This is a genomic window from Kitasatospora sp. NPDC048540, from assembly GCF_040651175.1.
Classification (GTDB): domain Bacteria; phylum Actinomycetota; class Actinomycetes; order Streptomycetales; family Streptomycetaceae; genus Kitasatospora.
Genome location: NZ_JBEZIR010000068.1, coordinates 14,623 through 33,281, shown reverse-complemented (window position 1 = coordinate 33,281; position 18,659 = coordinate 14,623). Strand labels below are relative to the sequence as shown.

The window sequence follows — 18,659 nt, the reverse complement described above, 5'->3', positions numbered from 1 at the left end:
CGGCAGGGGGCTATTCCCGGCCGTCCTCGGCGGGCACCTCGGTGTCCGGACGGATGTCGATCCGCCAGCCGGTCAGGCGGGCGGCCAGGCGGGCGTTCTGCCCTTCCTTGCCGATCGCCAGCGACAGCTGGTAGTCCGGCACGATCACCCGGGCGGAGCGCTGGGCCAGGTCCACGATCTCCACCTTGGTCACCCGTGCGGGGGACAGCGCGGCGGCGACCATCTCGGCCGGGTCCTCGGACCAGTCCACGATGTCGATCTTCTCGCCGTGCAGCTCGGCCATCACGTTGCGCACCCGGCCGCCCATCGGGCCGATGCAGGCGCCCTTGGCGTTCAGGCCGGCCCGGCGGGACCAGACCGCGATCTTGGTGCGGTGGCCGGCCTCGCGGGCGATCGCCGCGATCTCCACCGAACCGTCGGCGATCTCCGGCACCTCCAGCGCGAACAGCCGCTTCACCAGGCTCGGGTGGGTCCGCGACAGGGTCACGGACGGGCCGCGGACACCGCGGCGCACGCCCACCACGTAGCACTTCAGCCGGGTGCCGTGCCGGTAGTCCTCACCGGGGACCTGCTCCTGCGGGGGCAGGATGGCCTCCAGCTTGCCGATGTCGACCAGGATGTTCTTGGGGTCGTTGCCCTGCTGGACGACACCGGTGACGATGTCGCCCTCCTTGCCCGCGTACTCGCCGAAGGTCTGGTCGTCCGCGGCGTCGCGCAGCCGCTGCAGGATCACCTGCTTGGCGGTGGACGCGGCGATCCGGCCGAAACCGCTCGGGGTGTCGTCGAACTCCTTCGGCTCCACGCCCTCGTCCAGCTCCGCCGGGTCCTCCAGCGCCCACACGGTCACGTGCCCGGTCTTGCGGTTCAGCTCGACCCGCGCCCGGCGGCGGGAGCCCTCGGTGCGGTGGTACGCGATGAGAAGCGCCGACTCGATCGACTCGACCAGCAGGTCGAACGGAACGCCCTTCTCGGTAACCAGCCCACGCAGGGCGCTCATGTCGATGTCCACGGCTACGCCTCCTCTTCACTCATCAGGTTCACGGTGCGATCCGACCGGTGACTACCGGTCCGCACCCTCGTCCGCCCCCTCGGAGGCGTCGTCCACGAAGTCCTCGTCGTCGGCGTCGTCGTCGCCGACCAGGTCGGGGGCCGCGTCCAGCAGCTCCTCGTCCTTGCGGTTGAACTCGACCTGGACCCGGGCCCGGTCGATCTCGGCCCAGGCCAGGCGGCGCTCCTTGGGGCGGCCGCGGCCCTTGACCGGCTGCACCTCGACCAGCACGCCGTCCTCGTCGCTCTCCAGCACCCGGGCGACGATCTCCTTGCCGTCCGCCAGGTGCACCTTGGCCAGCCGGCCCTCGGCCCGGCGCCAGTGGCGGGGCTCGTGGAGCGGGCGCTCGGCACCCGGGGAGCCGACCTCCAGCAGGTAGGGCGTCTCGCCCATCAGGTCGGAGTCGTCCAGCACCCGGCCCACCTCGCGGCTGAACTCGGCGATGGTGTCGAGGTCGACGCCACCGTCGGCGTCCACGTCGATCTGCACCTGGCGGCGGCTGCCGGCCTGGGTGACGACGACGGCTTCGAGATCGAGCCCGGCCTCCGTGGCCAGGGGCTCCAGCAGCGCGCGCAACCGGTCGGTCTGGGTGGTGCTCATCCGAATGACTCCTCGGGCGCGTCTGCTGTTGTCGTAGGTGCTAACCGAGAGCAGAGCCTATCGGGCCGACCCCCGAAACGCCGATTCCGACCTGGCCGTGGGCCACTCGGCCGACCCCGCTGCGAGGAAGGTCACAGTGGACGGATAGCGTCCATCCGGGCTCGGAGTCGTGAGGGTCCGGTAATGATTCACGCAGCAGGGGGGCGCCAGGGCTCCCGCTCGACCCGACGGGAGCCCACCCGATGCCGTCCCCCACCCGCCGGACGTTCCTCGTCCTCGGCGCGCTCTCGGGCGCCGCCGTCCTCAGCGGATGCACCGGCGAGCACGAGGGCGGCCACCCGGACGGGCAGCGGCCCGACCAGGACCTGCCCCTGCGCACCAAGGCGGTGGCCGCCACCGACGCGCTGCTGGCCGGGTACGACGCGGTGCTCGCCGGGGCCGCCGCCGGCGCCCAGGGGGCGCTGCTGCGGCAGCTGCGCGAGGAGGTCGCCCAGCACCGGGCCGCCCTCGCCCAGGGCCTCCCCGCCCAGCCCTCCGGCTCCGCGCAGGCCACCGGGTCCGCCTCGCCCGCCACCACGGCCACCGCCCCGGCCGCCTCCGCCGGCGGCGCCGTCACCACGGTGGCCGCGCTGGCCGCCGCCGAGCGCCGCACCGCGGCCGAGCGGCTCACCGACCTGCCGGCCGCCTCGCCCGCCCTGGCCGGGCTGCTGGCCTCGGTCTCCGCCTCCGGCGCCGTGCACGCGGCCCGGCTCGGCGACACCGGCCCGGTCGGCACCCCGGCCGCGGCCGCGCCGTCCCCGGCCGTCCCGGGCACCGCCGCCGCCACCACGCCCGGCGGCGCGACCGGCACTCCCGCGCCGTCGGCGAGCGCCAAGCCGTCACCGCTGCCCACCGCCGCCGCGACCGGCACCCAGTCCGCGCTCGCCGCCGAGCACGCCGCCGTCTACGGCTACGGGGTGGTCTGCGCCTTCCTGACGGCCGGCAAGCAGCGCGAGGACGGCCGCCTCGACTACGTCGCGCACCAGGCCAGACGGGACGGCTGGGAGCGGCTGCTGAGCGCCGCCGGCACCGGCCCCACCCCCGCCGCGGCCGGGTACCGGCTGCCCTTCCCGGTCAAGGACCCGGCGACCGCCGGCCAGCTGGCCGCGCACATCGAGACCCGGCTGACCACCGTCTACGCCGAGCTGGCCGGCGCGGGCACCGCACCGGTCCGCCTCCAGGCCGCCGACGCGCTGCGCGAGAGCGCGCTGCGCGCCCTGCACTGGGGCGCGCAGCCACCGGCGCTGCCCGGCCTGCCCGCACCGGGCACCGCCACGGGCGCGAGCGGCGCCACGGGCGGGAGCGCCGCCACGGGCAGCGCGGCGTCCTCCCCCGGTCACTGAGGCCGGGGCGTGCGTGCAGGGTCCCGCCGGGCGCCCGACGCCTGCCTCATCCGACGCGACCGTGCAAACGCGCCCTCGGACCGCCCGATGACCGACAATGAGCGGGCACGCCCAAAGGGGACCGGAACGACCGAAAGGCCGTCATGACGGCACAACCGGGGCAGATCGCCGTCCCCGAGCGGCTGACCCAGACCGTCCGGCTCTGGGAGGGCGGCGCCGGCCTCGACTGGCTGGCCGGCCTCCCCGGCCGGTTCGCCGAGCAACTCGACCGCCGGGGGCTGGTGCTGGAGCGGATCTGCGAGCCCGGCGGCCGGATCAGCCTGGTCGGCTACGTGCACCGGTCCGACGACCTCGCCCCCGCCGTCCTGAAGATCGGCGTGGTCAACCGGGAGACCGCCCAGGAGCACGCCGCGCTCACCCGCTGGGCCGGCCGCGGCGCCGTCCTGCTGCTGGCGGCCGAACCGGACCAGGGCGTCCTGCTGTTGGAGCGGCTGCACGGCGACATCCCGCTGCGTTCGCTGGCCGAGGCGAAGGCGATGCTGGAGGCGGCCGGGCTGCTCCAGCGGCTGTGGGTGGAGCCGGGCGAGGACCATCCGTTCACCCCGCTCGCCGAGCGGGTGGCCGAGCTGTCCGCGCTGGTGCGCGAGCACCGCGCGCTGCCGGGCGCGGCCGACGCGCTGCCCCTGGTCGACGAGGCCCTGGAGACGGCCGCCGCGCTCGCCGCCGACCAGCCCGAACACCTGCTGCTGCACGGCGACTTCCACCACGGCAACGTGCTCGCCGCCGACCGCGCGCCCTGGCTCGCGATCGACCCGCGACCGCTGGTCGGCGAGCGCGCCTACGACCTCGCCCGGCTGGCCCGCGACCGGCTGGACACCCTGGCCGGCTCCCCCGGCCCGCGCGGCGCGCTGCGCCGCCGGCTGCACCAGCTCGCCGACGCGGTCGAGGTGGACCACGACCGGCTGCGCGGCTGGACGCTGTTCCGCACGGTCGAGGCGGGCCTGTGGCACCTGTCCACCGGCGCGGGCGAACAGGCCGAGCTCTACCTGGAGTTCGCGTCCTGGCTGTGACGCGGGCGCAGCGGCAGCGGGGCCCCCATCACGGCGTAGGGGCGCAGGGTGTTCGGGAAGCGCACCGCCCGGGCCAGGTCCCGGTAGCCGAGGGCGCGGTAGAGCCGCCGGGCCGGGGTCTCCTCGTCGATCGCCGAGAGGATCGAGCGGTCCAGGCCGGAGCGTTCGCAGAGCGTGCGGATCAGTGAGCTGCCCACCCCGCGGCCCTGGAACTCGGGGAGCACGTGCAGTTCGGTGATCGCGAAGACGCCGTCCAGCCAGTCCGCGTGGCCCGCGGCCTCCAGGTACGGCTGGATCACCGTGCTCCACCAGTGCTCGCGGTGGTTGGGCATGCCGTAGCCGAATCCCACCAGCCGTCCGCCGGACATCGCACCGAGCGCCAGCACCCCGGGCTGAAGGGCGTGCCGGCCCACCAGCGGCAGCCGGACCGCGACCTCGGCCGGTCCGAGCCCGAAGGCGACCGCCTGCACCTCCAGCGCCGCCGGCGCCCACGCGGCCAGATCGATGGCCTCGATCGTCACCTCGGTCAGCTGCGTCATGCCCCGGACGTTACTACTTCGCCCCCGTCCCGGGCGATCATCCGGCGATCCGGTGCCGTGCCCGGCCGCGGCCCGGCGGGCGGTGCGCCCGCGCAGCGGTCCCCACCTCAGAACAGCACGCTCATGAAGGCGCCGACCTCGCGGAAGCCGACCCGGCGGTACGCCGCCCGGGCCCGCACGTTGTAGTCGTTGACGTACAGCGAGACGGTCGGCGCGACCTCGCGCAGGGCGATCTCCACCACCGCCGCCATCCCGGTCTCGGACAGGCCGCGGCCGCGGTACTCGGGGGCCACCCAGACGCCCTGGATCTGGCAGGCGCCGGCCGTGACAGCGCCGATCTCGGCCTTGAAGACCACCCGGCCGTCGTCGTCGAAGCGGGCGAACGAGCGTCCGGCGGCGATCAGTTCGGCCACCCGGGCCTGGTAGAGCAGGCCGCCGTCGCCGGCCAGCGGGGAGATCCCGACCTCCTCGGTGAACATCGCGACGCAGGCCGGCATCAGGTCCTCGACCTCGCCCCGGCCCACCCGCCGCACCAGCGGGTCGGGGGCGACCTCGGTGGCGGGTGTCTCGGTGGCCATCAGCGGCTGGTGGCCGCGGACCTCGCGGGCCGGTCCCCAGCTGCGTTCGAGCAGCGCCCACAGGATGGCGGTGGCGTCGGCCGGGCCGACGATCGAGGAGCAGCGGCGGCCCTGCCGACGGGCCCGTTCGGCGAACGCCCGGACCGCCTCGGGGCCGGCGTTGACCGGGACCAGGTTGGCGCCGGCGTAGCACAGCGACTCCAGGCGGCCGTCCTCGCCGGACCAGCCCCACATCTCGCCGCCGAGCCGCCAGGGGTCGAGGCCCACGGCCTCGACCCGGGTCGCGACGAAGGCGTTGGCCACCGGGTCGCGGTGGAGGATCTCCAGCGCGTCCGCGACGTCGCTGGTCTCCAGCACGCGGGTGGCCGACAGGGCCCGGGCGACCTGGAACGGGCCGGGGAGCATCACACCTCGATCGAGCACGGGCACCTCTCAGGACAACTCTGCGGCACCCTACTCCCCCGAGGGACGCAGACAAGGCCGGGGGCCGTCCGTGGGCGGACGGCCCCCGTTCACGACGGAGCGCAGGCGCCTCAGTCGGCGGCGACGACGGTCGGCGTGCCGGAGGCGACGCCGTCGGCCTGCATCTGCTCGGCGAGCTTGAGCGCCTCCTCGATCAGGGTCTCGACGATCTTCGACTCGGGGACGGTCTTGATGACCTCGCCCTTGACGAAGATCTGGCCCTTGCCGTTGCCGGAGGCGACGCCGAGGTCGGCCTCGCGGGCCTCGCCGGGGCCGTTGACGACGCAGCCCATGACCGCGACGCGCAGCGGCACCTCCATGCCCTCGAGGCCGGCGGTGACCTCCTCGGCGAGCTTGTAGACGTCGACCTGGGCGCGGCCGCAGGACGGGCAGGAGACGATCTCCAGGCCGCGCTGGCGCAGGTTCAGCGACTCCAGGATCTGGTTGCCGACCTTGATCTCCTCGGCCGGCGGGGCGGAGAGCGAGACCCGGATGGTGTCGCCGATGCCCTCGGCCAGCAGCGCGCCGAAGGCGACCGCGGACTTGATGGTGCCCTGGAAGGACGGGCCGGCCTCGGTGACGCCGAGGTGCAGCGGGTAGTCACAGGCGGCGGCCAGCTGGCGGTAGGCGTTGATCATCACGACCGGGTCGTTGTGCTTGACCGAGATCTTGATGTCGCGGAAGTCGTGCTCCTCGAACAGCGAGCACTCCCAGAGCGCGGACTCCACCAGCGCCTCGGGGGTGGCCCGGCCGTACTTCTCCAGCAGGCGCTTGTCGAGCGAGCCGGCGTTGACGCCGATCCGGATCGGGACGCCGGCGGCCTTGGCGGCCTTGGCGATCTCGCCGACCTTGTCGTCGAAGGCCTTGATGTTGCCGGGGTTCACCCGGACGGCGGCGCAGCCGGCGTCGATCGCGGCGAACACGTACTTCGGCTGGAAGTGGATGTCGGCGATGACCGGGATCTGGGACTTCTTGGCGATGATCGGCAGCGCGTCGGCGTCGTCCTGCGAGGGCACCGCGACCCGGACGATCTGGCAGCCGGAGGCCGTCAGCTCGGCGATCTGCTGGAGCGTCGCGTTGATGTCGGAGGTCAGCGTGGTGGTCATCGACTGGACCGAGATCGGGGCGTCGCCGCCGACCGGGACGTTGCCGACCATGATCTGGCGCGAGACGCGGCGCTTGGCCAGCGGCTTGAGCGGCAGGGACGGAATACCGAGCGAGATCGCGGTCATGTGCGCAGGGTTCCCCAGGTCGAGGTAGGTGAGCGGGCCGGGTGGACTGGCCCCGCCGGGCGGCCGCCGAAGGGCACGCCCGGCTTACAAAGGTACGCCACGGCCGAGCGGCGGAGCACACTCGGCCGCTTCGGACAAGAGTTAGTTGATTCTGACCGGGTTGACGATGTCGGCGACCATCACCAGCGCCGTGAAGCAGATGAAGATCCCCGCCACCACGTAGGCCACCGGCATCAGCCGGGCCACGTCGAACGGGCCCGGGTCCGGCCGGCGCACCAGCGCGGCGAACCGGCGGCGCAGCGACTCCCAGAGCGCGCCCGCGATGTGCCCGCCGTCCAGCGGCAGCAGCGGCAGCATGTTGAACAGGAACAGCGAGAGGTTGATCCCGGCCAGCAACTGGACGAAGAAGGCGAGCTGCTGGGTGGCCGGCAGGTCCATCGCGAACACGTCGCCGCCGAGGCGGGCGGCGCCGACCATGCCGATCGGGTCGTCGGTGGAGCGCGGGGTGCCGTCGACGACGGCGTGCCACAGGCTCGGGATCTTGCCCGGCAGCGCGGCCAGCGACTCGATGCCGTGCTCGGCCATCTTGCCCATCTGCTCGGCGCTCTCGCCGACCGACAGGTGGTGCACGCCGGTCGCCGGGGTGATGCCGAGGAAGCCGGCCTCGACCGTCCTGCCCTTGATCGCGAAGCCGTCCTTGTCCATCGCGGGCAGCGTGTTGGTGGCGATCTCGGCCTGCAGGACGACCTGCTGTCCGTCGCGCTGCACCACGATCGGCACGGTCCGCCCGGCCGAGTCGCGGATGTCGTCCTGCAGCTGGCGGTAGGTGGTGATCCGGTCGCCGCCGAAGGACAGCACGGTGTCGCCGCTGCGCAGGCCGGCCTTGTTGGCCGGGGAGAGCGGGGCGTCGGCCGGGCAGGTGTCGGTCGGCTGGCCGGCCTTCACCACGCACTGGTTGACGGTGGCGACGGTGGGCACCGCGATCTGCTGGCCGATGCCCATGAACAGCGCCAGGAACAGCACGACCGACAGGATCAGGTTCATGAACGGCCCGGCGAACATCACGATGACGCGCTTCCACGGCTTCCGGGTGTAGAACATCCGGTCCTCGTCGCCGTCCTGGATCTCCTCGTAGGAGGCCTCCCGGGCGTCCTCGATCATGGTCCGCCAGGGCGAGCTGCTGCGCTTGGTTATCCGGCCGTCGGCCCCGGGCGGGAACATCCCGATCATGCGGATGTAGCCGCCGAGCGGGACCGCCTTGATGCCGTACTCGGTCTCGCCCTTCTTGCGGGACCAGACCGTCGGCCCGAAGCCGACCATGTACTGCGGGACGCGGATCTTGAACAGCTTGGCCGTCGACAGGTGCCCGAGCTCGTGCCAGGCGATCGAGAACAGCAGGCCCACCAGGAAGATCAGGATCCCCAGCGCCCACATCAGGTTGTTCACTGCCGGTCCTCCGTCATGCCGCTCCGCTCGCCGTCCGGGCCGGTCACCCGGCGGCCAGCTGCCTGGCGCGGGCCCGGGCCCAGTCCTCCGCGTGGAGTACGTCCGCCACCGTCAGGGAAGTTCCCGCCGGGGCGCCGTGCTCCACGACCACCTTGGCCACAGTGTCCACGATCCCGGTGAAGGGCAGCCGGCCCTGCAGGAAGGCGTCCACGCACTCCTCGTTGGCCGCGTTGAAGACCGCCGGGGCCGTGCCGCCGAGCGTACCCACCTCGCGGGCCAGCTCGACGGCGGGGAAGGCCTCGTTGTCGAGCGGGAAGAACTCCCAGGTCGCGGCCTTGGTCCAGTCGCAGCCGGGCGCCGCGTCCGGGACCCGGTCCGGCCAGCCGATGCCGAGCGCGATCGGCATCCGCATGTCCGGCGGGCTCGCCTGGGCCAGCGTGGAGCCGTCCGAGAACTCCACCATCGAGTGCACGACGGACTGCGGATGGACCAAGACCTCGATCCGGTCGAACGGCACGTCGTACAGCAGGTGCGCCTCGATCACCTCCAGGCCCTTGTTCACCAGGGTGGCCGAGTTGATCGTGACGACCGGGCCCATCGCCCAGGTCGGGTGGGCCAGCGCCTCCGCGGGGGTGACCCCGGCCAGCTGCTCCCGGGTCCGGGTGCGGAACGGGCCGCCGCTGGCGGTGACCACCAGCTTGCGCACCTCCGCCCGGGTACCGCCGGCCAGCGCCTGGAACAGTGCGGCGTGCTCGGAGTCGACCGGAACGATCTGGCCGGGCTTCGCCAGCTCCTTCACCAGCGGGCCGCCGACGATCAGCGACTCCTTGTTGGCCAGCACCAGCACCCGGCCGGCCCGCAGCGCCGCCAGGGTCGGGGCCAGGCCGATCGAACCGGTGATGCCGTTGAGCACCGAGTGGCACTCGATCCCGGCCGCCTCGGTGGCCGCCTCGGGGCCCGCCAGGATCTCCGGCAGCGGTCGGCCCGCGGCACCGGCCGCCAGGGCCTCGCGCAGCGCCGGGACGGCCGCCTCGTCGGCGACCGCGACCGTGTGCACCCCGAGCCGCAGCGCCTGCTCGGCCAGCAGCGCCACCCGGCCGCCGGCCGCGGAGAGCGCGACCACCTTGAACCGGTCCGGGTTGCGCAGCACCACGTCGATGGCCTGGGTGCCGATCGACCCGGTGGAGCCGAGGATCACCAGCTCCCGGGGGCCGGACGGGTCCTGGACGGTCGGAGTGAAGCGCAGCTGCGGGTGGGCGAGCGAGTTCATGCGGACCATTGTGGCCTGTCCGCGCACGCGCCGTGCCCCGCCTCCCCCGTCCGCGGGCTACTTCCAGGCCCAGAGCTTCCCGTGTGCGGAGCCGTCCGCCTCGACGTCCCACTCGAAGGCCCCGGCCACGCCGCGCAGGTCCGCGAACTCGGGCGAGGCGCTCTCGTAGACGATCACCCCGCGCCAGCTGGTGCCGCCGCCCTCGGCGAACCGGCCGACCCCCAGCCCCGTCCAGGAGGCGTGCGCGCCGGTCGGGCTCATCAGGACGCCCTGGCCGAGGCCGCTGAGCGTGCCGTCGGCCCGCAGCCGGGCGGTGTAGCTGCCCAGGTCGTGCACGGGTACGCCGAGCAGCTGCCCGTCCGCCTCGAACGACGTCTCCACCGCCGGTGGCAGCCCGTGGTCCGAAGCGACCACCCGCTGGACCGTCGTACGGCCCGACTCCACACCCACCAGGTCACCCAGCATGACGACTCTCCTGACGCCGTCCCCCTGCTCTCCGGACTACGCCGGGGTGCCGGTGGTGTCAAGACGCGCCGATGCCCCGGCACCGGCCTGCGGTGACGGGGCATCGGACGGCTCCGCGCGCGGGGCCCGGAGCCGGAGGGCTCAGAGGTCGAGGCCGGTCAGCACCAGCACCCGCTCGTAGGTGAAGTCCTCCATCGCGTAGCGCACGCCCTCGCGGCCCACACCGGAGTCCTTCACACCGCCGTACGGCATCTGGTCGGCCCGGTACGAGGGGGCGTCGCCGATCACCACGCCGCCGACCTCCAGCTCCCGGTGGGCGCGGAAGGCGACCTGCACGTCGTGGGTGAAGACGCCGGCCTGCAGGCCGAAGGCGGAGTTGTTGGCCTCGGCGAAGGCCTCGTCGGTGGACTCCACCCGGTGCAGCGACAGCACCGGGCCGAAGGCCTCGGCCGAGGCCAGGATGGCGTCCGCGGGCAGCTCGGCGAGCACGGTCGGCGCGTACGCCGCGCCCTCGCGGGTGCCGCCGGTGAGGACCTTGGCACCCTTGGCGACGGCGTCCTCGACCCAGGCCTCGACGCGCTTGGCGGCGTTCTCGTCCACCAGCGGGCCGACGTCCACCGCGTCGTCCGACGGGTCACCGGTGACCTGCTGCTGCACCTTGGCGACGACCTTCTCGGCGAGCGCGTCGTACACCGAGGCGTCCGCGATCACCCGCTGCACCGAGATGCAGGACTGGCCGCCCTGGTAGTTGGCGAAGGTGGCGATCCGGGTGGCCGCCCACTCCAGGTCGGCCTCCGAGGACCAGTCGGCGAGCACGATCGCCGCGGCGTTGCCGCCGAGCTCCAGGGTGACGTGCTTGCGCGGCACCGAGTCCATGATCTGGTAGCCGACCTTGTCGGAACCGGTGAACGAGATGATCGGCAGCCGCTCGTCCTGGACCAGCGCCGGCATCTTCTCGTTCGGCACCGGGAGCACGCTCCAGGCGCCGGCCGGCAGGTCGGTCTCGGCCAGGATCTCGCCCAGCACCAGCGCGGACAGCGGGGTGGCCGGGGCCGGCTTGAGGATGATCGGGGCGCCGACCGCGATCGCCGGGGCGACCTTGTGGGCGACCAGGTTCAGCGGGAAGTTGAACGGCGCGATGCCCAGCACGACACCCTTGGGGAAGCGGCGCACCACCGCGAAGCGGCCGGTGCCGCCCGGGTCGGTGTCCAGCCGCATGGTCTCGCCGTTGGTCCGGCGCGCCTCCTCGGCGGCCCAGCGGAACACCGAGACGGCCCGGCCGACCTCGCCGCGGGCCCACTTGATCGGCTTGCCGTTCTCGGCCGTGATCAGGCGGGCGATCTCCTCGGTGCGCTCGGCCAGCCGCTTGGACACGTGGTCCAGCGCGGCGGCGCGTACGTGCGCCGGGGTGGCGGCGAAGACCGGGGCGGCAGCGGCGGCGGCAGCGACCGCCTCCTCCACCTGGGCGTCGGTGGGCACGCTGACCTTGCCCACCAGGCTGCCGTCGTACGGGTGGCGGACCTCGAAGTCCCCGTCGCCGCTCGCCTTGCGGCCGGCCAGCCAGAACTCATGGGTGGTGGTCACGGTCGTACCGGCCCTCTCCTCGTCGTCTGCGGCTCCACGGACGCGGAACCTGCCACCCACGGTAGGACCCGGATGGAGCAAACCGGATTGGACGCAGCGGAGCGGTCGGCCGCCGGTCCACTACACCATGGCGAGATGGCAACGGACGCCGGGCCCGGTAGGCCGCCACGGCCCGGTCGGCCCGGCGGCCCGGTCAGTCCCCGCGGCCCGGTCAGTCCTCGCCGGACCGCAGGGCCAGCCAGAGCTCCATCCGGACGTCGGTGTCGTCCAGCGAGCGGCCCAGCAGTTCCTCGACCCGCCGCATCCGGTAGCGCAGGGTGTGCCGGTGCACCCCGAGGTCGGCGGCGGCCGCGTCCCACTGGCCGTGCCGCGAGAGCCAGGCCCGCAGGCTGGCCACCAGATCCCCGCGGGCGGTCCGGTCGTGGTCGCGCAGCGGCCGCAGCAGCCCCTCGGCGAAGGCGGTGACCGCCTCCTCGCCGAGCAGCGGCAGCAGCGAACCCGCCCCGACCTCCTCGTGGTCCACCGAGCGGCGGCCGCCGCGCTGCGCCACCGCGAGCGCCCGCTCGGCCTGCGCGTACGCCGTCCCGGCGTCCTCCAGGGCGGCCGGCGCGGAGACCCCGAGCGACAGGCCCTCCTGCTCCTCGACCGCGCCGAGGCAGGCCCGGTGCGCGGCGCCGTTGTCCAGCGCCAGCACCATCAGGCGCGGACCGTGCGGACCGTCCTCGCGGGAGACCAGCAGCCGCTCGCCGACCTTGCCGCCGGCCTGCTCGGCCCGGTCGCCGAGCTCGCTGAGCGCCTCGGCCGCCTCCGGCCCGGCGGCCGCACCGGCCACCAGCACCCGGATCGTCCCCTCCGGCAGCCCGCCGAACAGCCCGGACGCCACCTGCCGGGCGGTCGCCACCTCACCGGCCAGCACCATCCGCAGCAGCGCGGCGCCCATCCGCTCCTCGGCCTGCCGCAGCTCGCGGGAGCGCTCCAGGGTCAGCGTGAGCAGCGCGACGGCGGCGTTCAGCACGTACCGCTCGGTGGGCGTGATCCGGTCCTCGGTGCCGACCGCCAGGAAGCCGCGGGCCCGCCGGTCGGCCCCCAGCGACTGGACCACCACGTAGTCCTCGTCGGCGGTGTCGATGCCCGGCGAGCGGCCCTGCAGCGCGGCGCTGGAGGGGGCCGGGCGGCGGCGCAGCCGGTCCACCTCGGCGGCCAGCCGGCCGGCCCGGCGGGCCGCCCAGTCGGGCGCTACCGCGGACAGCGCGCCCGATCCGTCGTACAGCGCGGCCCAGCCGCCGAGCCGGGCGGCCAGCCGGCGCACCACCGCGGTGGTGCCGTCCTTGCCGAGCGCCGCCCGGGTCAGCTCCTCCTGCGCCTCGAAACTGGTGGTCACCGCCTCGTACTGCTCGGCGGCCAGCGCGGCGGAGACCGTCTTGGAGATCGCGATGAACGGCGTGGCCTCCGGCACCCGCAGCAGCGGCAGGCCGCGCTGGGCGGCCGCGTCGACCAGGGCCTGCGGCACCTCGGAGTGCGAGAGCCCGACCCCGAGCCCGAGGCCCACCACCCCGGCGTCGGCCAGCCGGTGGACGTACGCCTGCAGCCGGGCCGCGCTCTTGCCGAGCTTGATACCGGTCGTGAGGAGGAGTTCGCCGCCCTCCAGGAAGGGCGTCGGGTCGTCCAGCTCGCTGGTGTGCACCCAGCGGACGGGCCGCTCCAGGTGGTCGGCGCCGGCCAGCACCGTGAGGTGGAGCGCGGTGTTGCGGACGACGGAGGCGAGTGTGGGGGGCATGGCACCTTCGATGGTTCGACCAGGCCGCGCCGTTGCGGCCGGGCGAGAAAGGGGTCTCCCCCCATTATGTACGCCCCGGCCAAGCCGGAACGCCGAATCCACCGGACCGGAGTCAGGGCGTCCGGGCCGCCCCTGCCGGAACGGCCCGAACCGGGCCTCAGCTGCGCAGATCGACCAGCAGCGGCGGCACCTGCTCGCCGGTCACCGCCGACAGCGAGATCACCGCGTGGCCGGACGGCAGCGCGTGCGCCAGGTCGGACGGCGACCAGCGGTGCCGCTCGACGTCCCGGGTGGTGACCGACTGGGTCTGCGCGGCCGTGCCGGACAGCGCCTTGCGCAGCCCCCGGGCGGCCTTGCGGACCAGCCCGCCGGAGGTGTCGGGGGTGTGGGTGACCGCCGTCTCGGTGACCAGGTGCGTCCCCCAGGCCTCGGAGAACAGCCGGCCGTCCCACGGCGCGATCCCCGGGAACGCCATCCGGCAGCCGACCGCGCCGAACAGCGGCGCCCGCAGCCCCTCCGGCAGGTCCACCAGGGTCCGCAGCAGCAGGACCGCGCCCGCGTTCAGCCCCCGGATCCGCTGCAGCCCGCGCACCGCGTGCTGGTCGACCGCGGCCGAGGCGTCGTCCACCACCAGGCCCGCGAACAGCTCGCGCTCCTCGCGCACCGCCGCGGCCTGCAGGAACTGCCCCACCACCAGCCGCGACAGCATCCGGGCCGCCTCCGGGTGGCTGCGCTCGGGCAGCTTGACCCGCACCCGCAGCGGGTGGTCGAGCGCCCGCATCGCGAACGCCGGCTTGGCCCCGGCCGGCCCGGCGAAGCAGTCCGCGAACACCGGCCGGTCCAGCAGCGCCAGCCGGTCGGCGAGCAGCACGCCCGGGTCGTCGGCCCGGCCGCTCTGCCGCGCCCGCTGCTGCAGGTCCGCCTCGAACACCGCGTCCCGGCCTGCCTTGCGCAGCGCCTCGGTCAGCTCCGCCCAGCCCTCGCCGTCCCCGGCCAGCAGCCCGCGCAGCTCACGGACGCCCGGATAGCGCCCGTACGCCGCGTGGAACGGCCCGACCACCTGCTGCAGCGCCGTCCGCGCGCTCTCCCCGCGCAGCACCAGCTCGTCGGGCAGCAGCGCGTCGGCGAGCCGCGCGGCGGCCTCGTCGGCGGTCCGGGCCGCACCGTACAGATCCAGCCCGTAGGGGGCGGCCGGATCGCCCGGGGCGATCACCACGTCGTACCAGGAGTCCGGCCCGAGGTCGCTGTCGGCCGCCCCCACCACCACCGCGCAGGCCGTCCCGGCCAGCGCCTGCAGACAGAGCGCCTCGGCCAGCGGCCGGGCCAGGGCGGAGGTCTTCCCGGTGCCCGCCGGGCCGACGGCCAGCAGCGAGGTGCCGAGCGTCGCCGGGTCGAGCGCGAAACCCGCCGAGCGGTGCGCGAGCGGGTTCTTCACCACGTCCTGCGCCGTACCGAGCCGCACCTGGCCGGTCAGCAGATCGTGCCGGGCCCCGCGGCCCGGCAGGTCGCGGGCCTCGGACGGGTGCGCGCACGCGGCCGCCCCCCGGCCCAGCACCTGCTCGCTGAAGGCCGGCAGCAGCTCGGGCGCGCTGCGCACCGCCCGCCACGCCTGCCGGATCCGCACGTAGTCGACGTCCCCGACCGCCTCCCCGTCCAGCCGCACCGCCGCCGCCCCGGCCCCCCCGCCCCGCAACTCGGCCCACGGATCGGCCGCCGCGTCACCCGACGCGGGAACCGCCCGGGGTGCGGGTTCCTCCTGCGTCACGGTGCGCCCGAGGACCGGGACGATCCAGCGCCGCCAGACCTCGGCCCAGCGGCCCAGCCGGCCGAAGAACCAGATGACGACCGCCGCGGCGACCAGGTTCAGCGCGATGATGGTGGGGTTGGCGCTCTCCGAGGTGAGGCGCTGACGCAGCCCCACCCAGTCGAGAACGAGGATCTCGAGCAGGACGACGTAGGGGAAGACGAACCACGCGACGACAAGGTTGGCCACCGCCCGCAGCAGGAGTGCCTTGGTCGGCACCGAGGCGTCCTGGGCGCGGTCCTCGTCGACCTGCCGGTATCCCAGGCGGAAGATGCCGGGCCCCGGCTCCGGGCGCGGCGCGCCCGTCCAGCCCGCCAGGTCGAACCGCCCGCCCCGCTGCGACGGTACGCCGGCCGGCTCCCCCGTGTGCGCGGCCTGCCGGCCGTGTCCGCCGTCCAGTTCCATCCCGGCCCCGCTCCCTGTGCCCACCCTGCACGACCGTCCCCGTGCCGCCTTTACCCATGCCGCCCACCCGGCGACACGCCCGCGCTCAATGTAGTGGAGCGGAACCTGCCGGTAGCCGATCCTCGGGCACTGGCCGTGCCGGACAAGTCGTACGGCCCAGTGCTACCGAGTGGCGCATGCCCGGGCGGCAGGGCCCGCCGTAGCCTGCGAACTACCGCGTCTTGAGAATCTGGAGAACACCATGAGCGCTGCAACGCCGCTCCCGCAGGAGCGCCGTCTGGTCACCGCGATCCCCGGCCCGAAGTCGCAGGAGCTGCAGGCTCGCAAGCTCGGCGCGGTGGCCGCCGGTGTCGGCACCACCCTGCCGGTCTACGTCTCGCGCGCCGGCGGCGGCGTGCTGGAGGACGTGGACGGCAACTCCCTGATCGACTTCGGTTCCGGCATCGCCGTGACCAACGTGGGCAACAGCGCCGCCGCCGTGGTCGCCAAGGCGACCGAGCAGCTGGCCGCCTTCACCCACACCTGTTTCATGGTGACCCCGTACGAGGGTTACGTGGCCGTGGCCGAGCAGCTCAACGAGCTGACCCCGGGCGACCACGAGAAGCGCACCGCGCTGTTCAACTCGGGCGCCGAGGCGGTCGAGAACGCGGTGAAGATCGCCCGCGCGTACACCAAGCGCACCGCCGTCGTGGTCTTCGACCACGGCTACCACGGCCGCACCAACCTCACCATGGGCCTGACGGCGAAGAACATGCCGTACAAGCAGGGCTTCGGTCCGTTCGCGCCGGAGATCTACCGGGTGCCGGTGGCCTACCCCTACCGCTGGCTGACCGGTGCGGAGAACTGCGCCGCCGAGGCCGCCGCCCAGGCCATCGACATGATCAACAAGCAGATCGGCGCCGACAACGTCGCCGCGATCATCATCGAGCCGATCCAGGGCGAGGGCGGCTTCATCGAGCCGGCCAAGGGCTTCCTCCCGGCGATCGTGGAGTACGCGAAGGCCAACGGCATCGTGTTCGTGGCGGACGAGATCCAGACCGGCTTCTGCCGGACCGGCCAGTGGTTCGCCTGCGACGACGAGGGCATCGTCCCGGACCTGATCACCACCGCGAAGGGCATCGCCGGCGGTCTGCCGCTGGCCGCCGTGACCGGCCGCGCCGAGATCATGGACGCCGCGCACGCCGGCGGCCTGGGCGGCACCTACGGTGGCAACCCGGTGGCCTGCGCCGCCGCGCTGGGCTCGATCGAGACCATGAAGTCCGAGGACCTCAACGGCAAGGCCAAGCGGATCGGCGAGGTCATGCTCGGCCGGCTGCACGCCATGCAGGAGAAGTTCGACGTGATCGGCGAGGTCCGCGGCCGCGGCGCGATGATCGCGGTCGAGCTGGTCAAGCCCGGCACCAAGGACCCGAACCCGGAGTTCACCGCCGCGGTGGCCAAGGCCTGCCACGCCGAGGGCCTGGTGGTCCTGACCGCCGGCACCTACGGCAACGTGCTGCGCTTCCTGCCGCCGCTGGTGATGCCGGAGCACCTGCTGACCGAGGGCCTCGACATCATCGAGAGCGCCTTCGCCGCCGTCTGATCCGACGCGTCACGAACGACCCGGTCCGCTTCGGACCGGGTCGTTCCGTTTGAGGTGTCCTTCCGGTGTGCACGCGCGCGGATCTGCGCGGACCGTCGAGCCGCCATGGAGGTTGTACTACCGGTGGTGAAGATGCTGTGGCGATCGGGCGAACCCGCCCATCAGGGCAGGGTCATGACGTACTGTCATGGGCAGATGGACAGCGAGCCAGACGACTTAACGACAACCCGGCCCGCCGCCCCCGACAGGGCGCCGGACCCCCATGACCGATCGACCGACCGTCCGCCCCAAACCCCCCGGGACGCACGGAACGGCGATCACCTCAGCCGCCCCGGGGCTCTCCCCCCCGCCTCGGGGCGGCTCATGCATGCCCCGGGGGCGGCCGCCCGCTCCACGGTCCTGCCGCTGTCCCTGCTCGCACTGCTCACGGTGGTCTCCTGGCAGGTCGCGGCCGACGGCCCGCTGCTGGGCCTGGACCGGGTCGCCCGCCGGGCAACCTACGAGTTCCGCCACGACCTGCACAGCACCGCCGTGAACCACCTCGGCGTCGCCCTCTCGGACCTGGGGGGCAACGTCCCGGCCTTCGCACTGCTGCTGCTGGGCGGCGCGACTGCGGCCTGGCTGCGGCACTGCGCGGGTGCGCAACGCCGCCGGCGGCCGCTGGCGGTGGCCGTCCTGGCCGGCGCCCTGGTGCCCGCGCTGGTCATCCCCGGCAAGGCCCTGTTCGCCCGGCCCGGCCCGTTCGGGGTGCCGCTCTCGCCGGAACAGTTGGGCTGGTACCCGTCCGGCCACACGGCGACCTCGACAATCGCGTACGGCGCCGCGGCGCTCCTGGTGGGCCGGGAGCTCGGGGCGCCGGCCCGCCGCCGGCTGTACGCGGGGACCGCCCTGCTGTGCGCGGGGGTCGGCTGGGGCCTGGTGTGGAGCGACTACCACTGGCTGCTCGACGTGGTCGCGAGCTGGTGCCTGGGCGCCCTGGTGCTGTGGGGCCTGGCCCGGTGGGCCGCCCCGGCGCCGACCGGGCCGGACGGCCTCGAGCCGGACCGGGCGGCCGACCGGTCCGCTCACTGACCTTCGGCGGGCCCGTCCTCGTTGCGCTGGACCAGGCCGGGCTCCCCGTTGTCGCGGTGCCACTCGACCACCAGCTCGTCGCGGGTGCCGAAGCGGACCAGGTGGCGGCCGACGACGTCCTCCAGTCCCGGCAGGTCCTCGGTGGCGCCTTCGACGGTGAGCAGCAGTGCCCCCGCCTCGGCCACCAGCACGGCGGTGCCGGCCCGGAAGGCGAGCTCGCCGCGGCCGGTCTCCTCCGACCAGTCGGCCTGGATCTTGCGGCCCATGTGGGCGGCCAGCTGCTTGCCGTAACGGGCGGGGCGGTCGGTGCGGACGCGGGCTTCGGAACGAGGCATGGCGGGACT

16 protein-coding genes are annotated in these 18,659 nt (G+C 74.2%); 4 read left to right on the top strand and 12 right to left on the bottom strand.

Annotated features, from left to right (window positions below):
* Positions 1 to 10: 10 nt before the first annotated feature.
* Together nusA and rimP are read right to left on the bottom strand one after the other, a co-directional pair.
* Positions 11 to 1,009 (bottom strand): transcription termination factor NusA, encoded by a 999-nt coding sequence (gene nusA / locus AB0D08_RS24545; RefSeq protein ID WP_033822733.1) that lies wholly within the window; start codon positions 1,007 to 1,009, stop codon positions 11 to 13.
* A 51-nt stretch (positions 1,010 to 1,060) separates the two neighbouring features.
* Positions 1,061 to 1,648, bottom strand: coding sequence for a ribosome maturation factor RimP (rimP, locus tag AB0D08_RS24540; RefSeq protein ID WP_033822734.1), 588 nt, complete (start codon positions 1,646 to 1,648; stop codon positions 1,061 to 1,063).
* Between the two features lie 242 nt (positions 1,649 to 1,890).
* Here rimP and AB0D08_RS24535 point away from each other — a divergent pair, with 242 nt between their 5' ends.
* A complete protein-coding gene (locus AB0D08_RS24535) occupies positions 1,891 to 3,030 on the top strand; it encodes a ferritin-like domain-containing protein (RefSeq protein WP_359891580.1) in 1,140 nt (379 codons plus the stop codon).
* Positions 3,031 to 3,173: 143 nt separating this feature from the next.
* A complete protein-coding gene (locus AB0D08_RS24530; protein ID WP_033824376.1) occupies positions 3,174 to 4,100 on the top strand; it encodes an aminoglycoside phosphotransferase family protein in 927 nt (308 codons plus the stop codon).
* Here the strand turns inward: AB0D08_RS24530 and AB0D08_RS24525 are convergent.
* From AB0D08_RS24525 to AB0D08_RS24485, 9 genes are all read right to left on the bottom strand, one after another.
* Entirely contained in the window at positions 4,073 to 4,639 is a 567-nt protein-coding gene (locus AB0D08_RS24525) for a GNAT family N-acetyltransferase (protein ID WP_033824377.1), read from the bottom strand. The two genes, AB0D08_RS24530 and AB0D08_RS24525, sit on opposite strands and share 28 nt — an antisense overlap.
* A gap of 107 nt (positions 4,640 to 4,746) precedes the next feature.
* Positions 4,747 to 5,622: a GNAT family N-acetyltransferase gene (locus tag AB0D08_RS24520; protein ID WP_051813989.1), complete on the bottom strand. Its 876-nt coding sequence runs from the start codon at positions 5,620 to 5,622 to the stop codon at positions 4,747 to 4,749.
* A 128-nt stretch (positions 5,623 to 5,750) separates the two neighbouring features.
* Entirely contained in the window at positions 5,751 to 6,911 is a 1,161-nt protein-coding gene (gene ispG, locus AB0D08_RS24515) for a flavodoxin-dependent (E)-4-hydroxy-3-methylbut-2-enyl-diphosphate synthase (protein WP_033824378.1), read from the bottom strand.
* Positions 6,912 to 7,052: 141 nt separating this feature from the next.
* Entirely contained in the window at positions 7,053 to 8,357 is a 1,305-nt protein-coding gene (locus tag AB0D08_RS24510; protein ID WP_149038558.1) for a site-2 protease family protein, read from the bottom strand.
* A gap of 43 nt (positions 8,358 to 8,400) precedes the next feature.
* Entirely contained in the window at positions 8,401 to 9,627 is a 1,227-nt protein-coding gene (gene dxr / locus AB0D08_RS24505) for a 1-deoxy-D-xylulose-5-phosphate reductoisomerase (protein ID WP_359891577.1), read from the bottom strand.
* 57 nt (positions 9,628 to 9,684) lie between these two features.
* Positions 9,685 to 10,092, bottom strand: coding sequence for a hypothetical protein (locus AB0D08_RS24500; RefSeq protein ID WP_033824379.1), 408 nt, complete (start codon positions 10,090 to 10,092; stop codon positions 9,685 to 9,687).
* Between the two features lie 141 nt (positions 10,093 to 10,233).
* Positions 10,234 to 11,676 (bottom strand): aldehyde dehydrogenase family protein, encoded by a 1,443-nt coding sequence (locus AB0D08_RS24495; RefSeq protein WP_033824380.1) that lies wholly within the window; start codon positions 11,674 to 11,676, stop codon positions 10,234 to 10,236.
* Positions 11,677 to 11,887: 211 nt separating this feature from the next.
* Entirely contained in the window at positions 11,888 to 13,453 is a 1,566-nt protein-coding gene (locus AB0D08_RS24490; protein ID WP_033824381.1) for a PucR family transcriptional regulator, read from the bottom strand.
* 157 nt (positions 13,454 to 13,610) lie between these two features.
* Positions 13,611 to 15,662 (bottom strand): hypothetical protein, encoded by a 2,052-nt coding sequence (locus tag AB0D08_RS24485; RefSeq protein ID WP_051813990.1) that lies wholly within the window; start codon positions 15,660 to 15,662, stop codon positions 13,611 to 13,613.
* 241 nt (positions 15,663 to 15,903) lie between these two features.
* Here AB0D08_RS24485 and gabT point away from each other — a divergent pair, with 241 nt between their 5' ends.
* Positions 15,904 to 17,244 (top strand): 4-aminobutyrate--2-oxoglutarate transaminase, encoded by a 1,341-nt coding sequence (gene gabT, locus AB0D08_RS24480; protein ID WP_033824382.1) that lies wholly within the window; start codon positions 15,904 to 15,906, stop codon positions 17,242 to 17,244.
* A gap of 363 nt (positions 17,245 to 17,607) precedes the next feature.
* Positions 17,608 to 18,315, top strand: coding sequence for a phosphatase PAP2 family protein (locus AB0D08_RS24475; RefSeq protein ID WP_051813991.1), 708 nt, complete (start codon positions 17,608 to 17,610; stop codon positions 18,313 to 18,315).
* Here the strand turns inward: AB0D08_RS24475 and AB0D08_RS24470 are convergent.
* Positions 18,309 to 18,650 (bottom strand): DUF2218 domain-containing protein, encoded by a 342-nt coding sequence (locus AB0D08_RS24470; protein ID WP_033824383.1) that lies wholly within the window; start codon positions 18,648 to 18,650, stop codon positions 18,309 to 18,311. The genes AB0D08_RS24475 and AB0D08_RS24470 overlap by 7 nt on opposite strands.
* Between the last annotated feature and the right edge of the window lie 9 nt (positions 18,651 to 18,659).